Here is a 21,109-nt window from a genome sequence, read left to right on the forward strand (position 1 = left end):
TGAGACATTTCGCAATAGAACCCCACAAAACGGGGTGCGTGAGACACGCAAGTTATTGAAATTGTTAAGCTCCTTGTGAATAACGGCTTAACCCTCCCAATAAGATGTTGGCGGCACAGCCGATCCGGAGATTACAGCTCCCGCGCCACGCCGGGCAGCGCCGGCACGAAGCGGACCTCAACGAGTTCCCTGCGCTCGATCCCGGCTTCGGTCCGGTTGAGCCGGATCAGCGTCTGCACACCGTGATGCGGGCCGACCGGGGCGATCAGGATGCCGCCGACCTCGAGCCGCTCGACAAGGTTCTCCGGAAGTTGCTCCATCGCCGCGGTAACGATGATTCGATCGAACGGGCCGATATTGGGAGGCAGGTTGAGACCGTCGCCCAGCATCACCTCAACATTGTGACAGTTGAGCTTTTCGAGCCGGGCACGTGCGGCATCCGCGAGCTGGCGGTAACGCTCGACCGTCAGCACCTGACCTGCGAGCCGCGACAGCACCGCGGCCTGATAGCCCGAACCAGTGCCGATCTCGAGCACGCGGTGCTGCTTCTGGAGCTGGAGCTGCTCGGTCATATAGGCCACGACGAAGGGCTGGCTGATGGTCTGCCCGCAGGCGATCGGCAGCGCGCTATCACGATAGGCGGCGTCGCGATCGGCCTCGTCGACGAACTGTTCGCGCGGCACCTCCTCCATGGTCCGCAGCACCGCCTGATCGCTGATGCCCCGACGCCTCAGCGTGAGCTGAAACATCATCTTTTCCGGCGGGTGCTGATGGGAGGTCATTGCTGCTTGTGCCGTCTCGTCAGGTCCAGCCCGATGCTTGCATCACCAAGCCCCCGGGCGCGGGAATCTTGTTCCTGCTCAGGAACCCATGATACGCTTCCGCTGGAGTATCTGACCACAAATTGGCTTGCAACGGGCCTGCCGCGAAGGCCATTTTCATACATCCGTTCGTCGGAACGCGCATTGCATCGGTTCGTGTTATCTGCGAACGATTTTTTGGAATGGGCAAGGACTCAACGATAATGAGCGCGACAGGGCTTTCGGGCCGCTCTGTATTCCTCGTCGAGGACGAGGTGATGATCAGGATGATGGTCGCGGACATGCTCGAAGAGCTCGGCTACAAGGTCGCAGCCGAAGCCGGCGATATCACCGAGGCCATGCGGCTCGCCCAGGCGACCCAGTTCGACATCGCCATCCTCGACGTCAACGTCAACGGCAAGATCATCTCGCCGGTCGCCGATCTCATCAAGGCGAAAGGCCGCCCGTTCATCTTCGCCACCGGCTACGGCTCCTCCGGCCTGCCCGAGCAGTACCGCGACCGGCCGGCACTTCAGAAGCCGTTTCAGCTCGACGCGCTCGGCAAGACCATCGAAGCTGCACTTCGCGGCGGCTAGAGCCATTTCCGTTCCGATGGAATCGAAACGGGGCTCTAGGCTTTTGTTTTGACGCATTTTCTTTACGCGAACTGGTATCCACTTCGCTCGAAAACGCTCTAACCGCTATTTCCAGGCGGTCACTTACTTCAGCGTCGCACTCAGCGTCTCGGAAAACGCTTCATTTGTACGGTCGAGCCTGAGCGGCGTGACCGAGACGTAGCGCTCGCGAAGCGCCGCCAGATCGGTCCCCTCCGCGGGCGTGTCCATCATCGCAGCGCGCTCGAAGCCAATCCAGAAATAGGGATTGTTGCGGCCGTCCCTGCGTTCGTCGATCCTGAGGAAGCCGGGATTGCGCTTGCCCTGGCGCGTGACTCGAATGCCGAGCACATCCTCCGGCGCGCAGGACGGGAAGTTGACGTTGATGACGGTGTCCTTCGGGATGCCGGCGGCGAGCACCTTGCGCAGGATGCCGGGCCCGAATTTGCGCGCAGTGTCCCACGGCGGCTGTTCGCGCGTCTCGACGCTGAACTCCTGCGACAGCGCAAATGACGGCAGCCCCAGGATGGTGCCTTCCAGCGCGCCGGCGATAGTGCCGGAATAGACCACGTCCTCGGCGACGTTGCGGCCCCTGTTGACACCGGACAGCACGACTTCCGGCGGCTTGGCGCCAAGGATATGGCGCGCGCCCATGATGACGCAGTCGGTCGGTGTGCCGCGTACGGCGAATTGATGCGGGCCGACTTCGCGCAGGCGCAGGGGATCATTCAGCGACAGCGAATGCGATACGCCGGACTGGTCGAGCTCGGGCGCGACGACCCAGACGTCGTCGGACAGGGCACGCGCCATCTCCTCCACGACCTTGAGGCCGGGAGCGTGAATGCCGTCGTCATTGGTGCAGAGAATGCGCATGCGAAACATCGATTCCTGAAGCGGATTTGGGCCGTCTTATCCGGCTATGGCCAATCAGGCAAACCTGCCGTTGCCGAGGGTTCCGGGCTGCCGGCGCTGCTGCATTCGCGATCCGGTTAGTTGCCGCGCCGCAGCACCCGCTCCAGTCGATCCCGGTGCATACGTCCGCGCTGAGACGCCTGGTGATTGGAGTCCGATGCCATATTAGCGGCGGATACGCCATTGCGGCAGGAAGCGCGCGAGCTTTCCTTCGGCATGCAGCGTCAACGCCGGCACGACCGGACTCACGACGGGAGCCTCAATCACGCCAAGCGCCCCCAATTGCGCAACGATCGGGACCGACACCGGCGCCTGAGGAAAACGCGCGCGCGCCACGGTCAGCGCCCTGTCGAAATCCGCAGCATTCACACCGGGCTTGGCCCGCCGGCTCTGGACGAGATCATCATCCCAGAGCCGCGCGATCTCGATGTCGAGCACGCCGCGCAGGCGCTGGTCGACGGCCTGGATGCCGGCACCTGTCACCGCCCATTGTCTGCCGATCCAGAAGATGTCGCGGTGCAACGCCATGAACGATCGTTTCGAGTTGCCGGGTGGCGGCCAGGATAACCGGCCGCCCGAACTTCGCAACCAAACGTTCTGCGTTCCAGACGGGCAGCGCCCTAGTCGCGCGCGACCACCTTCAGACCGCCCATATAGGGCTGGAGCACGCTGGGGACCGCGATCGAGCCGTCCTCCTGCTGATAGGTCTCCATCACGGCGATCAGCGCGCGGCCAACCGCGGTGCCGGAGCCGTTCAGCGTATGCACGAAGCGCGGCTTGCCGTCCGGCCCACGCGAGCGCGCATCCATGCGCCGCGCCTGGAAGTCGCCGCAGACCGAGCAACTTGAGATCTCGCGGAACATGCCGCCGTCGCCCTGCCCGGGCATCCAGACCTCGATGTCATAGGTTTTCTGCGACGAAAATCCCATGTCCCCTGCACAGAGCGTCATCACCCGATAATGCAGGTCGAGCTTCTGCAGCACCTGCTCTGCGCATGACAGCATCCGCTCCAGCTCGTCCTTGCTGGTCTCCGGCGTCGTGATCGAAACCAGCTCGACCTTGGTGAACTGATGCTGGCGGATCATGCCGCGGGTGTCGCGCCCGGCAGCGCCCGCTTCGGCGCGGAAGCACGGCGTCAGCGCGGTAAGACGCATCGGCAACTGCTTCTCGTCGAGAATGGATTCGCGCGCGAGGTTGGTGAGCGACACCTCGGCGGTCGGGATGAGGCCCAGGCGCTCTGTCTTCAGCCGCTCGTGATCGGGCGCAGCCAGTAGCTCGCCCTTGATCGCCCAGAACTGATCGTCCTCGAATTTCGGCAACTGCCCGGTGCCGAACATCACCTCGTTGCGCACCAAAAGCGGCGGGTTGATCTCGGTGTAGCCGTGCTCGGTCGTGTGAAGATCAAGCATGAACTGTCCGATCGCGCGTTCGAGGCGAGCGAGCCCTTTCTTCAGTACGACGAAGCGCGCGCCGGAGAGTTTTGCCGCCGCCTCGAAATCCATGTAGCCAAGCGCGGTGCCGAGATCGTCATGCAGTTTGGGCACGAATCCATAATTGCGCTTGTTACCAAAGACGTGGTGCTGCACGTTGCCGTGCTCATCGACGCCATCGGGCACTTCGTCGAACGGAATGTTCGGGATAGCGGACAATTCTTTCGTCAGCTCTTCGTCAGCGGTCTTCGCGGCGGCTTCGAGCTCCGGCATCGTGGTCTTCAGCTCGGCCACCTCGGCCATCAGCTTGGCCGCGCGCGCCTCGTCCTTGGCCTTCTTGGCATCGCCGATTTCCTTGGAGGCAGCGTTGCGCCGCGCCTGCGCCTGCTCGGAGGCCAGGATCGCCGTCCGCCGCCTCTCGTCGATCGCGAGCAGCGAGGCCGACATCGGCTTCAGGCCCCGCCGGGCGAGGCCGGCGTCGAAGGCTTGCGGATTGTCGCGGATCGATTTGATGTCGTGCATGGCCGTGGTCCTGAGCTTGTTGCAATCCTGCAAATCCTGGATTTGCATTTGTGCAAATGGCTGGTTTCCCTAGCACGGCTGTCATCGCCCGCGAAAGCGTGCGATCCCGTATTCCAGAGACGTCCGAGATTTCTGGATAGGCCGCGGCTTCCCCGCTTTCGCGGGGAATGACGCCGGAGGGTTTGGCCGTCCTACTCTGCCGGATTGGCCGGTGACGACACGTCGGTGCTCGTACTGGAGGTTTGCGAGGCCGACGCCTTCTTCTCCACCATCGCCACCGCGATGATCGAGCCCTCATAGAGCGCCAGCAACGGAATCGCGAGCGAGCACTGGCTGAGCACGTCGGGCGGCGTCAGCACGGCCGCGATGACGAAGGCAATGACGATGAAATAGCGGCGCTTCTCGCGCAGCATCTTCGACGTGATGATGCCAATCCGCCCAAGCAGCGTCAGGATCACCGGAAGCTGGAAGGCGATGCCGAAGGCGAAGATCAGCGACATCATCAGCGACAGATATTCGCCGACCTTGGGCAGGAGCTGGATCTGTGCGGTCTCGTCGCTGCCGGGTTGCTGCATGCCGAGCGAGAAGCGGATCAGCATCGGCAGCACGACGAAATAGACCAGCGCCGCGCCGAGCACGAAGAAGAACGGCGTCGCGACCAGATACGGCAGGAAGGCCTGCTTCTCGTGCTTGTAGAGGCCCGGCGCCACGAACTTGTAGATCTGGGTCGCGACGATCGGGAACGAGATGAAGCCGGCGCCGAACAGCGCGAGCTTGAGCTGGGTGATGAAATATTCCAGCAGCGCGGTGTAGATGAATTTCGAGTTCTCGGGACCCGCGACCCACACGAACGGCCAGACCAGCACGTTGTAGATCTGCTTGGCGAAGAAGAAGCAGATGATGAAGGCCACGCCGAATCCAAGCAGCGCCTTGATCAGCCGCGAACGCAGCTCGATCAAGTGGTCCATCAATGGGGCTTTGCTGGCCTCGATATCGGCGTCGCTCATGACGCTTTGGCGTCCTTGATCGCCTCGGATGGCACGGTGTCTTGCGGAACCGAGGTTTGGGTAACCTGTGCCTGCTCGACCTCACGGGTGATGGCGAGCGGTTCGTCCACAGCCGCATGCGCCTCGGCTTCCACGAAGGTCGCAGGCGTCGGCGCTTCCGGTGTCGTGGGGGCTGCCGGCGGTTCGATAGCAGGGGTTGCAGCGGTCTCGGCCGGCTTGTCCAGCGCATCGACGCGGAGCGCGTCGCTGACGTCCTTCTGAAGCGAGGTCATCAGGTTGTTGCTAGTGAAGCCGGAAGCCGCTTCCTTGACCTCGTCAAAGCTCTTCTTGAGGTCGGCCATCTCGGCCTCGCGCATCGCTTCCTGGAACTGGCCCTGGAATTCGGCGGCCATCTTGCGAGCCTTGCCCATCCACTGCCCGACGGTACGCAGCACGCCCGGCAGCTCTTTCGGGCCGATGGCGACCAAGGCCACGACCCCGATGAGGACCAGTTCACTCCACCCGATGTCGAACATGAGGTCTTCCGTTCAGGCCAGCCGCAACCGGCCCAATCCTCTCGCACAGGATCGGGACCGCCCGCGTCCGTCCAATCTTTGGCTCAGACGGCCTTGCTGCCGACGTCGGACCGAGTCGCGGTCGGCGCCGCATTGTGCTCGATGGACTTGGCCGGCTCGGGCTTGTCGGCGACCTTGTCGTCGTCCTGCATGCCCTTCTTGAACGCCTTGATGCCTTGCGCCACGTCGCCCATCAGATCCGAAATCTTGCCGCGGCCGAACAACAGCAGGACCACTGCGATCACAAGGATCCAGTGCCAAATGCTAAGCGAACCCATCCTGCAAACCCTCCAAACACGCATGGCCGGGGAGCCGGCCGATCTTCACCGAAACGTAGGCTTCGCAGGCCTCAAAAACAAGGACCAAGGCAGCGCCAATTCGCTGTTGGCGCTACGTAATCTGGCTAGTGTTAACCGGTCGCAGGGGTCCCGTAGAAGGCCGGGGCGTCACTCTTCGCCGCCGCCCTCACCACTCCCCTCATTGCCGCCTTCCGGCGGCGTCTCGGGCTCGACCGCAGGCGCCAGCGCCAGATCGAGGTCCTCACCGGGTTCCAGCGGGTCCTCGTCCTCGCGCAGCGTCGGGTCATCGGACGGCGTGGGTACGCTGAAACCGGTCGGCAGGCGCGAATCCAGCAGGCCCGTCCCCTTCAGCTCCTCCAGGCCCGGCAGATCGCCGAGCTGTTCCAGGGTGAACTGCGACAGGAAGTCCTCGGTGGTTCCGAAGGTCAGCGGACGGCCCGGCGTCTTGCGACGGCCGCGCGGCTTGATCCAGCCGGTCTCCAGCAGCACGTCCAGCGTGCCCTTCGAGGTAACGACGCCGCGGATCTCCTCGATCTCGGCCCGCGTCACCGGCTGGTGATAGGCGATGATCGCCAACACCTCGATCGCCGCGCGCGACAGGCGGCGGGTCTCAGTGCTCTCCCGCGTCATCAGCCAGGCGAGATCGCCGGCAGTGCGGAAGGTCCATTTGTTGGCAACCCGAACGAGATTCACACCGCGCGAGGCATAGTCGGCCTGCAGCTGCTCGAGCGCGACCTTCACGTCCACGCCCTCGGGCATGCGCTTGGCCAGCGTCGCGGTGTCCAGCGGTTCACTCGAAGCGAACAGCAGCGCTTCCAGCAGCCGCAGTTCTTCGGGACGTGCCTGGGATTCGTTGTCCATCGGCTCGGCCTCTTCTACCCGCACTTCAGCCAGGCTCGCCATGGCAGATCCTCCTTCTTGCACTTAACCGACCGGTGCATCGGGCGCAGGAGCTGCGTCCGGGACCGGTTTAGGACGCCCCTTCCGGAAATAGATGGGCGCAAACGCCTCTTTCTGGTTCAACTCGAGCTGACCTTCGCGCACCAACTCGAGCGCGGCGGCAAAGCTCGAGGCAAACACCGTCGCGCGCTGCGTCGGATCGGCGACGTGCCGGATCAAAAAGTCGTCGAGAACGCCCCAGTCATCCTGTTCGCTGATGCTGCCGACCAGCCGCTCCAGCGTGGCGCGCGCCTCGGCCAGCGACCACACCGTGCGCTTGGCCAGATGCACGCTCGCCAGCACGCGCGACTGGCGCTGCGAGGCATAAGCAGTGAGCAGGTCGTACAGCGTCGCAGTGTATTTCGGATGCTTGATCTCGGCGATCTGCTCGGGCTCGCCTCGCGGGAAGATGTCGCGCAGCAATTGCTGCCTGTTCATCAGCCGGTTGGCGGCTTCACGAATGGCTTCGAGCCGGCGCAGCCGGTTGGCGAGCGCGGTGGCCATCTCTTCTGCGCTCGGACCTTCCGCCGTCGGCGGCTCCGGCAGCAGCAGGCGCGACTTCAGGAAGGCAAGCCACGCCGCCATCACGAGATAGTCGGCGGCAAGCTCCAGCCGGATCTTCCGCGCGGCTTCGATGAAGTGGAGATATTGGTCGGCCAGCGCCAAGATCGAGATCTTGGCGAGGTCGACCTTTTGCTGCCGTGCCAACGCGAGCAGCAGATCGAGCGGGCCTTCATAGCCCTCGACGTCCACCACCAACGCCGGCTCACCCTCGGCGAGCTCTGCGGGCCGCCCGGTTTCGAACGATAGGATTTCTGCGGTCATGCGGATGCCGTGTTTGCCCGTGCGATCAATGCGTCCAGTTCGGCGCGTGCGGCCGCCCGGTCGAACGGCTGCGGCGCCTTGCGCGCGGCGAGCGCAGCGTTGGCCCGCTCCAGCGCCCTGCCCGACAGTTCGGGTGTCTGGCCGGCGACCTCGCGCATCTCCTCGATGTTGCCGTTGCAATGCAGGGCCATGTCGCAACCGGCCGCGAAGATGGCGCGGGTCCGTTCAGCAATGCTTCCCGCCAGCGCGTTCATCGACACGTCATCACTCATTAACAAACCCTGGAACCCGATTGCGCCGCGAATCACCTGAGCAATCATTGTCGCAGATGTCGTTGCCGGATGGGCGGGGTCGACGGCGCTAAACACAACATGTGCAGTCATGGCCATCGGGAGGTCCGCAAGCGGCTTGAACGCCGCGAAGTCGGTCCGTTCGAGTTCGTCCCTGGGTGTATCGACCGTCGGCAGCTTGAAATGGGTATCAGCGGTGGCGCGTCCGTGGCCGGGAATGTGCTTGAGGACCGGCAGCACGCCGCCCTGCTCCAGACCCTCGGTGACCGCGCGGGCAATCGCAGCAACCTTGTCCGGTGAGGTGCCATAGGCCCGGTTGCCAATGACGGCATCGGCGCCCGGTACCGGCACGTCAGCCAGCGGCAAGCAATCCACGGTAATGCAGAGATCGGCGAGATCGGCCGCAATCAGCCTGGCGCTGAGGCGGGCTGCGGTGAGCCCGAGCGCCGAATCAGTGTCGTACAAAGTCGCGAAAATGGCGCCCGGTGGATAGACCGGCCAGTGCGGTGGCCCCAGCCGCTGCACCCGTCCGCCCTCCTGATCGATCAGGACTGGAGCGTCGACGGCGCCCGCCACCGCGCGCAATTCTGCAACTAATGCAGCAACTTGAGCTGGAGTATCGACGTTGCGTTTGAAGAGGATGAAGCCCCACGGGCGTTCGGCACGGATAAACTCCCGCTCTGCGGCGGTCAGTTCCGTTCCGGATACGCCGGTAATGAAGGCCCGCGTGCTCATAACGGCCGATTAACCCTGCCCTGCGGGAGGGTCAAGGAAACGGCCGTTAATTCCTCTGGACGAAGCAGGCTGACAGGCCCGCCGACTTGAGGCTGTTGCAAGCCTGCGTCGCCTCCTCGGCCGAACCATATGGCCCGGCGAAGGCGCGGTAGACGATTCCCTTGCCCTTATCGGAGAGATCGACCCGCTTGACCACCGGCGCGCGAGAGCCAAGCACGCTGCCATACTTGCTCTGAAGCACCCGGTAGGAGGCATGGGCACTTTCCTCAGTCTGCTGCGAGGACACCTGCACGATGTAACCGCCACCGCTGCTCGCGGGCGCAATCTGCGTCGGGTTGGTCGCAGCCATCCGCTGCGGCGGCTCCGCCGCAGGCGCCGATTGCGGCGCCAACGACAGCGGCGGCTGGTTGGCGCTGGCATTGGCCGAGGTCGGTGGATTGCGCGGTGCAGCCGATGCCGCGGGCGCGGCAACGGGCTTCGGCGGAGTTGCCGACCTGGCAGCCGCCGCGGCTTGCGGCGCGGTGCTGTCAGTCTGATCGCCCTTCACCGCAACAGTCCTGATCGGGCGCGGCGAGTTGGCCGGCAGGGTACCGTTGCCCGGAACCGGACCCGCGCTTGGAGGCAGTACCGTGGACGGCGAGACGCTCGCCACCGGCGGCGGGTTCGCGTTTGGGTTCAGCGGCGGGAACACCACGCGAGGACCGCTCGCCTTGGCATTGACGTCGACAGGCGCCTCTTCGCGCGGCACGATCTTCTCGGAGCCGTCACCGCTTGCCATGCGATCCGGCACCTTGGCCGAGGAGTCCGTCGGCGCCGGCACGATCTTGGTCGGGGTGTTGTCGGCCTTGATGATCGGCGGCTCACCGCTGCGGGGCGAGCCCACATAGGTCTTGTAGGCGAAGGCAGCACCCGTGCCGACCACGGCAAGCGCCAGGATCGCCGCGACCGTCATCATGCCGCCGCGCTGCTTCTTCGGCTCGTCGAGATCGGCCTCGGGATAGTCGCTCTGGAACGCGTAGGGATCGTCCGGATAGGCCGGATCGCGCTGGTAGTCCTGCTCGCCCGCTTCGAGCTTGCCGTAGAGCGCGTCGTCGTAGCGCGACGGATCGGGCTGCTGATACGGCTCCTGATAGGCTTGCTCCTGGTAAGCCTGATCGTGCTGCTGGTAAGCCTGCCCCTGATAGGCCTGACCTTGATAAGCGCGGTCCTGATAGGCCTGCGGCTGGAAATCACGCGCGGGCGCCGTCGGCTGGGCTGAATAGCGCTGCAACGGATGAACCGGGTTCACGGAGACGGGATAGTCGGGCTCCGGCGCGGATGCCGGCTGCGGCTGTACATTGGCGCGCCGCATCCATGAGGGCGGACCGGGCGGAGGCGCAGCTGCCGGCTCGGCATAGTCCTGCTGATAGTCGACCTGCTGATAGTCGTCGTGCTGATAGTCGTCTGCCTGATAGCTCTGTGCGGGCACAGGTGCCACCGGAGGCTGCGTGCCGGGCCGCGCCTGCGCTGCGAAAGGATCGGTCTGTCCGATCAGGCGGGCAAGTTCGGCCAAGGGGTCGTTTTCCGTCTTCCCATGCTGATCGCCACCGCGACCATAGTCATCGGAAGGAAACGGTCTGTGCTGATATCGTTCGGCCATCGTGATGATGCGTCCCTTCGGGAAAGCCGCGCGCCCCCTCGACTCAGGCACGACTTTCGTCCCACAAGGCTTTCAACCAAGTCTAAGCGTACCGGCTTCTGCCGCTTACCCCGAATTCCCTTAAGTAGTTCGCCCCAAACTACCGCATCTCGTCCGGAGCATGGACGCCGAGGATGGCGAGGCCCGATGCCAGGACAGAGACGACGCCCTGGACCATAGCCAGCCGCGCCTTCGTAAGCTCTGCATCATTATTGATAATGAAGCGTAAATAGGGCAAATCGCGCCCCTTCGTCCAAAGCGCGTGAAATTCACTAGCTAAATCATAGAGATAAAAGGCAATTCGGTGCGGTTCGTGGGCGCTTGCGGCCGCTTCCAGCATGCGCGGATAAATTGCGAGACGCTTGAGAAGGTCAAGTTCCACCGGGTCCGACAGCCGCTCCACCGCCGACTCGCTGAGCCAGGAGATGCGCTTGCCGGCATCCTCGGGGAGCTCCGGGAATACCTCGGCCCGCACGTTGCGGAAGATCGAGTGGCCGCGGGCGTGGCCGTATTGAACGTAGAACACCGGGTTGTCGCGCGACTGCTCCATGACCTTGGCGAGATCGAAATCGAGCACCGCGTCGTTCTTGCGGTAGAGCATCATGAAGCGCACGGCGTCCTGGCCGACTTCATCCACCACCTCACGCAAGGTGACGAAGTCCCCGGAGCGCTTGGACATTTTCACTGGCTCGCCGTTGCGCAGCAGCTTGACGAGCTGGACGATCTTGACGTCGAGCGCCCCCTTGCCGGAGGTTGTCGCCTTCACCGCCGCCTGCATGCGCTTGATGTAGCCGCCATGGTCGGCGCCCCACACGTCGATCATCTCGGCGAAGCCGCGGTCGAACTTGTTCTTGTGGTAGGCGATGTCGGATGCGAAGTAGGTGTAGGAATTGTCCGACTTGATCAGCGGACGGTCGACATCGTCGCCGTAGGCCGTCGCCTTGAACAGCAACTGCTCGCGGTCTTCCCAGTCCTCCACCGGCGCGCCCTTCGGCGGCGGCAGGCGGCCCTCATAAATGTCGCCCTTGGCGCGCAGGAAATCGATCGTTTCGGCCACCTTGTTGTTGGCGTTCTCGATCAGCGAGCGCTCCGAGAAGAACACGTCGTGACGGATGTTGAGGGCGGCGAGATCGTCCTTGATCTCGTCCATCATCATCGCGATCGCCTTGGCGCGAACCGTCGGCAGCCACTCGGCTTCCGTGATCGCGAGGAGCTTGTCGCCATGCTCCTTCGCCAGCGCTGCACCAACCGGCTTCAGATAGTCGCCCGGATAGAGGCCTTCCGGGATAGCACCGATATCCTCGCCAAGCGCCTCGCGATACCTGAGAAAGGCGGAACGCGCGAGCACGTCGACCTGAGCGCCGGCGTCGTTGATGTAATATTCGCGCGTGACGTCGTGGCCGCCGAACTGGAGCAGGCTCGCCAGTGCGTCGCCGAACACGGCGCCGCGGCAGTGACCGACATGCATCGGCCCGGTCGGATTGGCCGAGACGTATTCAACGTTGACCTTGGAGCCGCCGCGGACGCGGCCGTAATCGGCCCCCTCGCGTAGCACCGTGAGCAGCGCCTCCGCCCAGGCGGCAGCCTTCAGCGTCAGGTTGATGAAGCCGGGGCCGGCGACATCCACCTTGGCGATCAGCGCGTCCGCGCGCAGCCGCTCGGCAATCTGCTCGGCGAGGTCACGCGGCTTTGCCTTTGCCTCTTTGGCAAGCACCATGGCGGCGTTGGTCGCCATGTCACCATGGGAGGGATCGCGCGGCGGCTCGACCACCACGCGCGAGAAGTCGATGCCCTCGGGCCAGTTAGCTTCCGCCGCGAGCGTGCGGCAGGCGGCGTGTACGCGCGCGAGCACGTCGGCGAACAGATGCAGCGATGAGGATGTGTCGGGCATGGGCGCCGCCTAACGCAAATCCGGGGTCGAGTCAAAGAGCCGCTGGTGCTCGGTCAGGGCGAAACGGTCGGTCATTCCGGCAATGAAATTGCCGATCCGGCGGGCCCGGTCCCCCTCATTGTCCGCCTCGGCCCCGATCAGCCATTCCGGCGGCAGCTCGTCCGGCGATTTCAGGTATTTGGCGAACAGGTCGAACAGGATCTGCTCCGCCTCCCCCATCACCCGCATCACCCGCTTGTGCCGGTACATGTGCTCGTACAGGAAGGTCTTGATAGCGGCCTCCTCCTCGGCGACCTCGGCAGGGAACGAGATCAGCGCCCTACTCTGCTGGCGCACGTCCTGGGCCGATTGCGGCTTGACGGCGGCGATGTTCTTCTGCGCCTCCGCAAACACCGCGCCGATCAGGTGCGAGATCAGCTCGCGCACCAGTTCGGCGCCGCGCCGGACGTCTTCGAGATCGGGATAATGCGCTGATGTCTCGGCGATGATCTCGGCCGTGAGCGGCATCACCTCGAGATCGTCGAGATGGAACAGGCCGGCGCGCAGACCGTCGTCGATGTCATGGGCGTCATAGGCGATGTCGTCAGCGATCGCGGCGACCTGCGCCTCGAGCGAGGCGAAGCTCCACAATTCGAGATCATAGGTCTTGATATAGTCGGCGATCCCGACGGGAACGCCATGCTCGCAATAACGGCCCACCGACGCGCCGCTGCGATCCGTCAGTGGACCGTTGTGCTTGACGATGCCTTCCAGCGACTCCCAGGTCAGATTCAACCCGTCGAACTCGGGATAGCGATGCTCCAGCGCGGCGACGACGCGCAGGGTCTGGGCGTTGTGGTCGAAGCCACCAAAATCCTTCAGGCAGGCATCGAGCGCCCGTTCACCGGCATGGCCGAAGGGCGGATGGCCGAGATCATGGGCGAGTGCGAGGGTCTCGGTGAGGTCCTCGTCGAGCCCAAGCTGCCGGGCCAGAGCCCGGGCGATTTGCGCCACCTCCAGCGAATGGGTCAGCCGGGTGCGGTAGTGGTCGCCCTCATGGAACACGAACACCTGGGTCTTGTACTTCAAGCGGCGGAACGCGGTCGAATGGATCACCCGGTCGCAATCCCGCCGGAACGGGCTGCGGGTTCGGCTCGGGGGCTCGGCGACCAGCCGGCCGCGGCTGCGATCGGGGTCGCAGGCATAGGGCGCGCGGGGGGCTGCCATTCCGACGGACACGGCGAATTTAGTCCCTATCCATTTGATTCTGCGTATGGTGGCACTTAACTATGTCGGACGCGGGATACCAAATGAATTGGGCAAGTGAACTTGGTATCACCGCGGGACTTATCGGAGACCAACGATGACGACTGCCGTGACCATCAGCGACCGGGCCGCACGCCGGATTGGGGAGATCCTCAAAGGCGAAGGCACAGGCGCGATGCTGCGCATCTCCGTCGAGGGCGGCGGCTGCTCCGGATTCCAATATAAGTTCGATATCGACCGCGACCGCACCGACGACGATCTCGTGATCGAGCAGGACAATGCGGTGGTGCTGGTCGATTCCGCCTCGCAGCCGTTCCTGGCGGGCTCGCAGGTCGATTTCGTCGACGATCTGATCGGCGCCTCGTTCCGGGTCAACAACCCGAACGCTACAGCGTCCTGCGGCTGCGGGACCAGCTTCTCGATCTGACCGGCTACGCGCCGGTCATCTGCCTTTCCTCGTCCGTCCACTTAACCTCGACCGACATCAGCTCCGGCTGAAGCGGCGCGTCTTCCGACACCACGTGGCCGTCCAGCGCACGCAGCAGTGCCGCGACCAGCGCGGGCTTGCGTAGCGGCTTTGCCAAAAAGTCCGACATGCCCGCCTCGCGGCAGATCGTGACGTCCTCGGGGAACGCGTTGGCGGTCAGCGCGATGATCGGCAAGCTTGCGAAGCGGCCGCCTTGGGCGCGGATTGCACGGGTTGCGGCAAGCCCGTCCATGTCGGGCATGCGCACGTCCATCAGTACGACATCGTAGTCGCCCTCGAAGGCCGCCGCGACGGCTTCGACACCGTCGGCGACGACGCGCAGCTCGACATCGAAGGCGCCGAGCATCTTGCTCACAACCATGCGATTGACGGCATCATCCTCGGCGACCAGCACCTTCAGCGGCCGATCGAGGCCGGCGATATGCTCCTTGAGCTCGTCGGCCTCGTCGCGGCCCGCGGTTTGGTCGGATTCCTGCGCCTGGCTCCAGGGCAGCACCAGCGTGAAGCGGAAGGTCGAGCCCTCGCCCGGCGTCGAGGTGACGCCGATGGTGCCGCCCATCTGCTCGATGATGCGCCGGGAGATCGCAAGCCCAAGCCCGGTGCCGCCGAAGCGGCGGCTGATCGAGGCGTCGGCCTGGGCGAAGTCACTGAAGAGCTGGCCGACCTTTTCCGGCGCGATCCCGATGCCGCTGTCCATCACCGTCCATTGGACGGTCGCAAGCAGGTCGCGGCGCGCCTGACATGTCGCTGATATCGTCACTTCGCCCGCGTCGGTGAACTTCACCGCGTTGGACGCAAGGTTGAGCAGCACTTGCCGAATCCGCGCGACGTCGCCGCGCAGCATCGGCGGCAGGTTCGGATCGAGCTCGACCTTCACCGCTAGCCCCTTGCTGTTGGCGCTGGCGCGCACGACGGTCGCGACCGCCTCGACCAGCGCCTGCGGCGCGAAGTCGATGGCCTCGAACGCAAAGCGGCCGGCCTCTAGCTTGGAGAGATCGAGGATGTCGTTGAGGATGCGCTGGAGGTTGTCGCCGGACTCGCGGATGCTGGTGACGGCTTCGCGCTGTTCCGGATCGAGTTTGGTTTCGAGCAGCATGCTGGCAAGCCCGAGCACGCCGTTCATCGGCGTGCGGATCTCATGGCTCATCACCGCCAGGAAGTTGGACTTGGCTCGGCTCTCGGCCTCGGCCTTTTCCGCGCGCCAACGCTCGGTCACGTCGCGGCCGAATCCGCGATAGCCGAGAAACTGGCCGTCGCGGTCGTAGGCCGGCTTCGCCGTCAGCGACCATAGCCGCGCCTCGCCGCCGGCGACGACCTTGACGTTCATCTCGTGCAGCGGCTCACTCTGCTCCATCAGGCCGACGATGTTATAGGCCGCGCTCTTGTCCTCGGGGCAGAGCATGTCGAGCACGTCGGCGAAGTGCGAGCCCTTCAGGAGCGGAAGCGGCAGCTGCGCGACGTCGGCGAAGCGTTCAGGCACGTCAACCAGGTGCCCATCGGCATCAGTCTGCCAGAGCCAGTCGCTGGCGTTCTCCTGAAACTCCCTCAGCAGCAGCGAGATGATCTCGGTCTGCCGTTCGAGCTCGAGCTGGGCCTTGAGATTGCCTAGGAACAGATTGCCCTGCGAGACGATGTTGCGCGCCATGAAGAACGCGAACAGCAGCAGGAGCACAGCGGTCACGAGATGCGGCCCGGTGCCGCACAGGAGCAGCGCGCCGACGCAGGCGAGCGTCATGGTGGCGAGATAGACGAGGCCCGCGCGCGGAAAGGTCGAGAGCGTGAAGGCACCGCCGGACATCATGCCCACCATCAGGCAGGCCAGGATGAGCTGGCTGGTCGGTCCGACGCGGCTGAACAGCGCGAGCGGCAGCGTGCCCCAGATCGCGGCGAAGAAAAACGCCTGCCGCAGCATCTGCCGCGCGACACGGGGCGGGGCTTCCTGCGGCCGGTTCCGATGCGAACGCCGCCAGGCGCGAACGGCGAGCGAAGCGGTGGAGGCAAGGGTCAGGCCCCAGATCGCGAGAAAATCATTCCAGCCCCTGCCCCAGAACAGGATCAGCACGATGGCGACGTTGAGCATGGTGACGGCCATCGTCACCGGGATCAGCTGCGTCACCGCATCGATCTGCTTGGCGCGGATGCGGCGCAGCTCGCGCTCGCTGAGATCGGCGGTCAGGCCGTCCTCGATCTCGAAGCCGCCGAGCCAGTACAGGAACGCGCCGATCAGGCCGTCGCGCGGCTCGCTTCGCTTCGTGGATTTGTCCGGCCGTCCCATTCGAAAAACCTTTTCGGTATCAATGGCCCACGGCCGGCTTAAGTCGGGTTAATTTTGTGGGAGATTTTGCGGCGTCCTTGACGGGCGCGTTTGCAGTTTGTTCTAACAATGGCCCCTGCCTGGAGCCGCCGAAATGCCCATCAGAGTAGCTACGTGGAACGTGAACTCGGTCCGGCAGCGGATCGATCTCCTGCTGACCTGGCTGAAGGAGTGCCAGCCGGACATCGTCTGCCTCCAGGAGATCAAATGCGTCGATGAGGCCTTCCCGCGGCTGGAGATCGAGGCGCTCGGCTACAACGTGGTCACGCACGGGCAGAAGACGTTCAACGGCGTCGCCCTGCTCTCAAAGCTCCGGTTCGACGAGACCAAGTCGGGACTCGCCGGCGATGACGAGGATGCACATGCCCGCTTCCTCGAAGGCGTGGTGACGCTCAAGCATGGCGTGCTTCGCATCGCCTGCCTTTATCTGCCCAATGGCAACCCGGTCGGGACCGAGAAATATCCCTACAAGCTCAAATGGATGTCGCGGCTTCTTGAGTATTCGAAGGAGCGCCTTAAGGCCGAGGAGCCGCTGATCCTCGCAGGTGACTTCAACGTCATCCCGGCCGCCCGCGACGTCCACAATCCGGCCGCCTGGACCGAGGACGCCCTATTCAAGGCCGAGACGCGGGAGAGCTTCCAATCCCTGCTCGGCCTCGGCCTCACCGACGCCCTGCGCGCCGTCACCGACGAGCCCGGGCTCTACACGTTCTGGGACTATCAGGCCGGCGCCTGGCAGAAGAACCAGGGCCTGCGGATCGACCATTTGCTGCTGTCGCCGCAGGCCAGCGACCGGCTCGCCAATGTCGGCATCGACAGCTATGTGCGCGGCTGGGAGAAACCGTCGGACCACGTGCCGGTGTGGGCGGATCTGGATCTGGAGGCGGCGTGAGCCGGCGCGCGCGGCTGGTGGGTTACGCCTTCGGCTAACCCACCCTACGCAGCGAAGTCGCCGCGATTACTCCCGGCGGCCCTGCACCCATTGCTCAAGCATTTGCAGGCACATGGCGCGGTCGTCGTCGGAGGCCTTGGCGAAGGCGCGGTTGTAGCTTTCCTTGATCCAGGTCTCATCGCTACCTGCGCTGTCGCGCGCCAGCGTCAGCCACATCAGGCCGCGCGCGGCCTGCCGAGGCAGGCGGTCGCCGTTGAACAGCATCTGGCCGAGCAGCGCCTGCGCCTCGTGCTGGCCCTTCTGCGCGGCGAGGCCGAGCCAGCGCGCGCCGTAGCGGAAATCCTCGCGCGAGGCGTCCGGCGTCTTCAGGTACAGCCGGGCGAGATCATACTGCGCGTCAGCATTGCCGAAATAGGAGGCGGCATAGGAGAACATCTCCCGCGCCCGGTCCTGGTCCGCCTTGATCTTCGAATTCGGGATGCCGCTCAGATAATAGCGGCCGAGCGCGACGAACGCGTTGGCCACGATCTGCGCCTGCGGCGCCGACGGGCTGTCCTCGGCATGCGCGTTGGCGATGCGGCTGAAATATTCGAATGCGCGCACATCGTCCTGGGCGACCCCGTCGCCATTGGCGTACATGCGGCCGAGCTTCCACTGCGCGATCGGATGGCCGCCTTCGGCAGCATATTGCAGGGCGCTGAGCGAGGTTTCCTGAGGCTCGGGCGCCGGCGACACCTTGCTGCGCACGGTATTTGCGGCGCCCGGCAAGGTGGTCACCACCGGAACGGCCGCGTCCTTGTTGACCGGGGCACCGTCGAAGGCGAACGCCGGTGCGGCAAGCGCAGCTGCCCCGAACACAAACGCAACTATGGCACGCCTAGATGTCCGCATAGCACTGTTTCTCGTGCGCGCCGCCCGGATGGGTTACTGCCCCCCCGACTGCTGGTCCAACTTGCTGAGCATACTTCCAGAGCGCACCCGACGTGTGGTTAGTCGCGCGAGCGCTCCATTTGGTCTTGCGCTGAGCCAGCTCGGCGTCGCTCAACTTTACGTTAAGAGTCCCGGCGACCGCGTCGATCTCGATGATGTCGCCGTCCTCGAGCAGCCCGATCGGGCCGCCGACCGCCGCCTCGGGCCCGACATGGCCGATGCAGAAGCCGCGGGTGGCGCCGGAAAAGCGGCCGTCGGTGATGAGCGCGATCTTGCCGCCCATGCCCTGGCCGGTCAGCGCCGCGGTGGTCTGGAGCATTTCCCGCATGCCGGGACCACCCTTCGGCCCCTCGTAGCGGATCACGATCACTTCGCCTTCCCGATAGGTGCGCTTCTGGACCGCCTCGAAAGCATCCTCCTCACGGTCGAAGCACCTGGCCGGACCGGTAAACCTGAGGTTGGACATTCCCGCGACTTTCACGATCGCACCTTCTGGCGCCAAATTGCCCTTCAGACCCACCACACCGCCCGTGACGGTGATCGGCTTGTCTGCCGGGTGCACCACGTCCTGGTGCGGATTCCACTTCACGCTCTTGAGGTTTTCGGTGATCGTTCGACCGGTGACCGTAATGCAGTCGCCGTGGAGAAATCCGTTGTCGAGCAGCGTCTTCATCAGAAGCGGGATGCCACCTACTTCAAACATGTCTTTGGCGACATAACGGCCGCCCGGCTTCAAATCCGCGACATAAGGTGTCTTTTTGAAGATTTCGGCGACGTCGAACAGATCGAACTTGATGCCGGCCTCGTGCGCGATCGCTGGCAGGTGCAGCGCAGCATTGGTCGAGCCGCCAGAAGCCGCGACCACGGCGGCTGCGTTCTCCAGCGCCTTGCGGGTAACGATGTCGCGCGGGCGAATGTTGGAGGCGATCAGGTCCATCACCTTCTCGCCGGCGGTCATGCAGAAGGCGTCACGGATCTCGTACGGTGCCGGGGCACCGGCCGAGTAAGGCAGCGCGAGCCCGATCGCTTCGGAGACGGTCGCCATGGTGTTGGCGGTGAACTGCGCGCCGCAGGCGCCCGCCGAGGGGCACGCCACGCGCTCGATCTCGTCGAGGTCCTCGTCCGACATGGCGCCGACCGAGTGCTTGCCGACCGCCTCGAACATGTCCTGCACGGTGACCTGCTGCCCGCGGAAATTGCCGGGCAGGATCGAGCCGCCATAGATGAAGATCGAGGGCACGTTGAGACGGACCATCGCCATCATCATGCCCGGCAGGGACTTGTCGCAGCCAGCCAGGCCGACGAGGGCATCATAGGCATGGCCGCGAACGGTCAACTCGACGGAATCGGCGATACATTCGCGCGACGGCAGCGAGGAGCGCATGCCGTCATGGCCCATGGCGATGCCGTCGGTGACGGTGATGGTGCAGAATTCACGAGGCGTGCCGCCGGCCGACGCCACGCCCTTCTTCACCGCCTGCGCCTGGCGCATCAGGGCGATGTTGCAGGGGGCGGCCTCGTTCCAGCAAGAGGCGACGCCGACGAAGGGCTGATGGATCTGCTCGGTGGTCAGACCCATGGCGTAGAAGTAGGACCGGTGCGGCGCGCGCGCAGGGCCTTCCGTCACGTGACGGCTCGGCAGCCTCTGCTTGATGTTGGTCTTCGCGTCCATCGCAAAACCAGTTTCCCCGGCTAACCCTTTCAGACCCGAAAAATCAGAACCAAGATTTGAATCGACCTTGGGATTTTCGTCGCCGCCTAAGGACCGCCGCTGTCCCTAAAACATTAGAGAGATTTTATTCATGTTCGGGTGTGGCCAAAAAGCGGCGCTGCTGCGAACGGACGGTGATGAGGGTTAAATCTACCGTGAGTGTGTCTCAGACGGCACAATCGTGGCTCGAAAGACACGGAAAGACCTACCAGGATACCCTTAGGCTGAGAGCGATCTACAACTTCAAATTTTGTGGTAGACAGAGCACGCCTAAGTTTGGCGCGGTAGCGGGGCAGCTGGGCTGAGTCGGCGCCGCCTTCCCTCATCACCGATAGCGGTCTCCGTCTCGTGTCCCGGACGCGCTGCAACGCCCCTTAGCGTTGCTGCGCAGAGCCGGGACCCACGCCGCACGGATTGCTCTCGGCGACATGGGCCCCGGGCTCTGCAGCGCACCGCCCGCTGGACGATGCTTCGCATCGCCAGGGTGGCGCTGCGCTGCGTCCGGGGCACGAGCGGGAGTTTGTCGCACACAGCCTCCACATCGTCATTGCGAGCGCAGCGAAGCAATCCAGAGTCTTTCCGCGGAGAGAATCTGGAGGTGCTTCGCTGCGCTCGCAATGACGGAGTATGAGGCAGCATCGCGATCCTCCCATGCGCAGCACTCGTAGGATGGGTAGAGCGAAGCGAAACCCATCAACGCTTTCCTCCACGCCGATGCATGATGGGTTTCGCAAGTGCTCTACCCATCCTACGGCCTCGCAGACACACCTTCGCAGCCTCGCGGCGCCGTTCGCCCGAGCTCTGCTCCGTCGCTCCCCCTCTCAATCAAGAGGGCACAGGGAAGGCCGGGTGCCAGCTCGCGCCCGCGGTCCGCTGCGCGAATATGTAGCGCAAGGAGACCGCACAGCAGCATACAGGTGAAGCCCAACACACGGCCTTCCCTGCGCGGTGGGTTGACGGCTTATGCCGTGCTCTCCCGGGAGCCGAGTTCGTTCTGGCCTCCCTCGCCTCGCGGATTGACGATGCTGTCTGCC

19 protein-coding genes are annotated in these 21,109 nt (G+C 64.4%); 3 read left to right on the plus strand and 16 right to left on the minus strand.

Annotation, left to right across the window (positions count from 1 at the left end; all coding sequences use genetic code 11):
* Window positions 1–131: 131 nt before the first annotated feature.
* Complete coding sequence (locus AC629_RS08140; protein WP_143198990.1) at window positions 132–782, minus strand: protein-L-isoaspartate(D-aspartate) O-methyltransferase; 651 nt, start codon at window positions 780–782, stop codon at window positions 132–134.
* 242 nt (window positions 783–1,024) lie between these two features.
* On the opposite strand from AC629_RS08140, the gene AC629_RS08145 reads away from it, so the two are divergent.
* The gene (locus AC629_RS08145; protein ID WP_084804205.1) at window positions 1,025–1,396 is read left to right on the plus strand and encodes a response regulator; all 372 of its coding nucleotides are present in this window, start codon (window positions 1,025–1,027) and stop codon (window positions 1,394–1,396) included.
* Window positions 1,397–1,519: 123 nt separating this feature from the next.
* On the opposite strand, the gene surE is transcribed toward AC629_RS08145, so the two are convergent.
* From surE to AC629_RS08205, 12 genes are all read right to left on the minus strand, one after another.
* Window positions 1,520–2,287 (minus strand): 5'/3'-nucleotidase SurE, encoded by a 768-nt coding sequence (surE, locus tag AC629_RS08150; protein ID WP_084804206.1) that lies wholly within the window; start codon window positions 2,285–2,287, stop codon window positions 1,520–1,522.
* 204 nt (window positions 2,288–2,491) lie between these two features.
* Window positions 2,492–2,854 (minus strand): hypothetical protein, encoded by a 363-nt coding sequence (locus tag AC629_RS08155; protein WP_084804191.1) that lies wholly within the window; start codon window positions 2,852–2,854, stop codon window positions 2,492–2,494.
* Window positions 2,855–2,946: 92 nt separating this feature from the next.
* Complete coding sequence (gene serS / locus AC629_RS08160; RefSeq protein WP_084804207.1) at window positions 2,947–4,278, minus strand: serine--tRNA ligase; 1,332 nt, start codon at window positions 4,276–4,278, stop codon at window positions 2,947–2,949.
* A gap of 191 nt (window positions 4,279–4,469) precedes the next feature.
* Window positions 4,470–5,285 carry a twin-arginine translocase subunit TatC gene (gene tatC, locus AC629_RS08165; protein WP_084804192.1) on the minus strand — a complete coding sequence of 272 codons (816 nt, stop codon included), beginning with the start codon at window positions 5,283–5,285 and terminating at the stop codon, window positions 4,470–4,472.
* Window positions 5,282–5,800 carry a Sec-independent protein translocase protein TatB gene (gene tatB, locus AC629_RS08170; protein ID WP_084804193.1) on the minus strand — a complete coding sequence of 173 codons (519 nt, stop codon included), beginning with the start codon at window positions 5,798–5,800 and terminating at the stop codon, window positions 5,282–5,284. The genes tatC and tatB overlap by 4 nt, the downstream gene beginning before the upstream one ends.
* An 83-nt stretch (window positions 5,801–5,883) precedes the next feature.
* Entirely contained in the window at window positions 5,884–6,117 is a 234-nt protein-coding gene (locus AC629_RS08175) for a twin-arginine translocase TatA/TatE family subunit (protein WP_084804194.1), read from the minus strand.
* 168 nt (window positions 6,118–6,285) lie between these two features.
* Entirely contained in the window at window positions 6,286–7,041 is a 756-nt protein-coding gene (gene scpB / locus AC629_RS08180) for an SMC-Scp complex subunit ScpB (RefSeq protein WP_084804195.1), read from the minus strand.
* Window positions 7,042–7,062: 21 nt separating this feature from the next.
* Window positions 7,063–7,902 carry a segregation and condensation protein A gene (locus tag AC629_RS08185; protein WP_074120661.1) on the minus strand — a complete coding sequence of 280 codons (840 nt, stop codon included), beginning with the start codon at window positions 7,900–7,902 and terminating at the stop codon, window positions 7,063–7,065.
* Window positions 7,899–8,927, minus strand: coding sequence for a beta-N-acetylhexosaminidase (gene nagZ / locus AC629_RS08190; protein ID WP_084804196.1), 1,029 nt, complete (start codon window positions 8,925–8,927; stop codon window positions 7,899–7,901). Before nagZ ends, AC629_RS08185 begins: the two co-directional genes overlap by 4 nt.
* Window positions 8,928–8,973: 46 nt before the next feature.
* Window positions 8,974–10,566 carry an SPOR domain-containing protein gene (locus AC629_RS08195; RefSeq protein ID WP_084804197.1) on the minus strand — a complete coding sequence of 531 codons (1,593 nt, stop codon included), beginning with the start codon at window positions 10,564–10,566 and terminating at the stop codon, window positions 8,974–8,976.
* A gap of 139 nt (window positions 10,567–10,705) precedes the next feature.
* The gene (gene argS, locus AC629_RS08200; protein WP_084804198.1) at window positions 10,706–12,496 is read right to left on the minus strand and encodes an arginine--tRNA ligase; all 1,791 of its coding nucleotides are present in this window, start codon (window positions 12,494–12,496) and stop codon (window positions 10,706–10,708) included.
* A 9-nt stretch (window positions 12,497–12,505) separates the two neighbouring features.
* Window positions 12,506–13,702 carry a deoxyguanosinetriphosphate triphosphohydrolase gene (locus tag AC629_RS08205; protein ID WP_084804199.1) on the minus strand — a complete coding sequence of 399 codons (1,197 nt, stop codon included), beginning with the start codon at window positions 13,700–13,702 and terminating at the stop codon, window positions 12,506–12,508.
* Between the two features lie 136 nt (window positions 13,703–13,838).
* On the opposite strand from AC629_RS08205, the gene erpA reads away from it, so the two are divergent.
* Window positions 13,839–14,168 carry an iron-sulfur cluster insertion protein ErpA gene (gene erpA / locus AC629_RS08210; protein ID WP_027559340.1) on the plus strand — a complete coding sequence of 110 codons (330 nt, stop codon included), beginning with the start codon at window positions 13,839–13,841 and terminating at the stop codon, window positions 14,166–14,168.
* 4 nt (window positions 14,169–14,172) lie between these two features.
* On the opposite strand, the gene AC629_RS08215 is transcribed toward erpA, so the two are convergent.
* Window positions 14,173–16,503, minus strand: coding sequence for a hybrid sensor histidine kinase/response regulator (locus tag AC629_RS08215; protein ID WP_084804200.1), 2,331 nt, complete (start codon window positions 16,501–16,503; stop codon window positions 14,173–14,175).
* Between the two features lie 133 nt (window positions 16,504–16,636).
* On the opposite strand from AC629_RS08215, the gene xth reads away from it, so the two are divergent.
* Complete coding sequence (gene xth / locus AC629_RS08220; protein ID WP_084804201.1) at window positions 16,637–17,434, plus strand: exodeoxyribonuclease III; 798 nt, start codon at window positions 16,637–16,639, stop codon at window positions 17,432–17,434.
* Between the two features lie 66 nt (window positions 17,435–17,500).
* On the opposite strand, the gene AC629_RS08225 is transcribed toward xth, so the two are convergent.
* Both AC629_RS08225 and ilvD read right to left on the minus strand, forming a co-directional pair.
* The gene (locus AC629_RS08225) at window positions 17,501–18,325 is read right to left on the minus strand and encodes a tetratricopeptide repeat protein (RefSeq protein WP_084804202.1); all 825 of its coding nucleotides are present in this window, start codon (window positions 18,323–18,325) and stop codon (window positions 17,501–17,503) included.
* Entirely contained in the window at window positions 18,312–20,036 is a 1,725-nt protein-coding gene (ilvD, locus tag AC629_RS08230; RefSeq protein WP_084804203.1) for a dihydroxy-acid dehydratase, read from the minus strand. Before ilvD ends, AC629_RS08225 begins: the two co-directional genes overlap by 14 nt.
* Window positions 20,037–21,109: the final 1,073 nt, after the last annotated feature.

Source organism: Bradyrhizobium sp. NAS80.1 (assembly GCF_001908205.1).
Taxonomy (GTDB): Bacteria; Pseudomonadota; Alphaproteobacteria; order Rhizobiales; family Xanthobacteraceae; genus Bradyrhizobium.

Bases quoted from the DNA above. Each gene is read 5' to 3' on its own strand.
- AC629_RS08140 (WP_143198990.1), bottom strand. From the start codon at position 782: ATGACCTCCCATCAGCACCCGCCGGAAAAGATGATGTTTCAGCTCACG.
- AC629_RS08145 (WP_084804205.1), top strand. From the start codon at position 1,025: ATGAGCGCGACAGGGCTTTCGGGCCGCTCTGTATTCCTCGTCGAGGAC.
- surE (WP_084804206.1), bottom strand. From the start codon at position 2,287: ATGCGCATTCTCTGCACCAATGACGACGGCATTCACGCTCCCGGCCTC.
- AC629_RS08155 (WP_084804191.1), bottom strand. From the start codon at position 2,854: ATGGCGTTGCACCGCGACATCTTCTGGATCGGCAGACAATGGGCGGTG.
- serS (WP_084804207.1), bottom strand. From the start codon at position 4,278: ATGCACGACATCAAATCGATCCGCGACAATCCGCAAGCCTTCGACGCC.
- tatC (WP_084804192.1), bottom strand. From the start codon at position 5,285: ATGAGCGACGCCGATATCGAGGCCAGCAAAGCCCCATTGATGGACCAC.
- tatB (WP_084804193.1), bottom strand. From the start codon at position 5,800: ATGTTCGACATCGGGTGGAGTGAACTGGTCCTCATCGGGGTCGTGGCC.
- AC629_RS08175 (WP_084804194.1), bottom strand. From the start codon at position 6,117: ATGGGTTCGCTTAGCATTTGGCACTGGATCCTTGTGATCGCAGTGGTC.
- scpB (WP_084804195.1), bottom strand. From the start codon at position 7,041: ATGGCGAGCCTGGCTGAAGTGCGGGTAGAAGAGGCCGAGCCGATGGAC.
- AC629_RS08185 (WP_074120661.1), bottom strand. From the start codon at position 7,902: ATGACCGCAGAAATCCTATCGTTCGAAACCGGGCGGCCCGCAGAGCTC.
- nagZ (WP_084804196.1), bottom strand. From the start codon at position 8,927: ATGAGCACGCGGGCCTTCATTACCGGCGTATCCGGAACGGAACTGACC.
- AC629_RS08195 (WP_084804197.1), bottom strand. From the start codon at position 10,566: ATGGCCGAACGATATCAGCACAGACCGTTTCCTTCCGATGACTATGGT.
- argS (WP_084804198.1), bottom strand. From the start codon at position 12,496: ATGCCCGACACATCCTCATCGCTGCATCTGTTCGCCGACGTGCTCGCG.
- AC629_RS08205 (WP_084804199.1), bottom strand. From the start codon at position 13,702: ATGGCAGCCCCCCGCGCGCCCTATGCCTGCGACCCCGATCGCAGCCGC.
- erpA (WP_027559340.1), top strand. From the start codon at position 13,839: ATGACGACTGCCGTGACCATCAGCGACCGGGCCGCACGCCGGATTGGG.
- AC629_RS08215 (WP_084804200.1), bottom strand. From the start codon at position 16,503: ATGGGACGGCCGGACAAATCCACGAAGCGAAGCGAGCCGCGCGACGGC.
- xth (WP_084804201.1), top strand. From the start codon at position 16,637: ATGCCCATCAGAGTAGCTACGTGGAACGTGAACTCGGTCCGGCAGCGG.
- AC629_RS08225 (WP_084804202.1), bottom strand. From the start codon at position 18,325: ATGCGGACATCTAGGCGTGCCATAGTTGCGTTTGTGTTCGGGGCAGCT.
- ilvD (WP_084804203.1), bottom strand. From the start codon at position 20,036: ATGGACGCGAAGACCAACATCAAGCAGAGGCTGCCGAGCCGTCACGTG.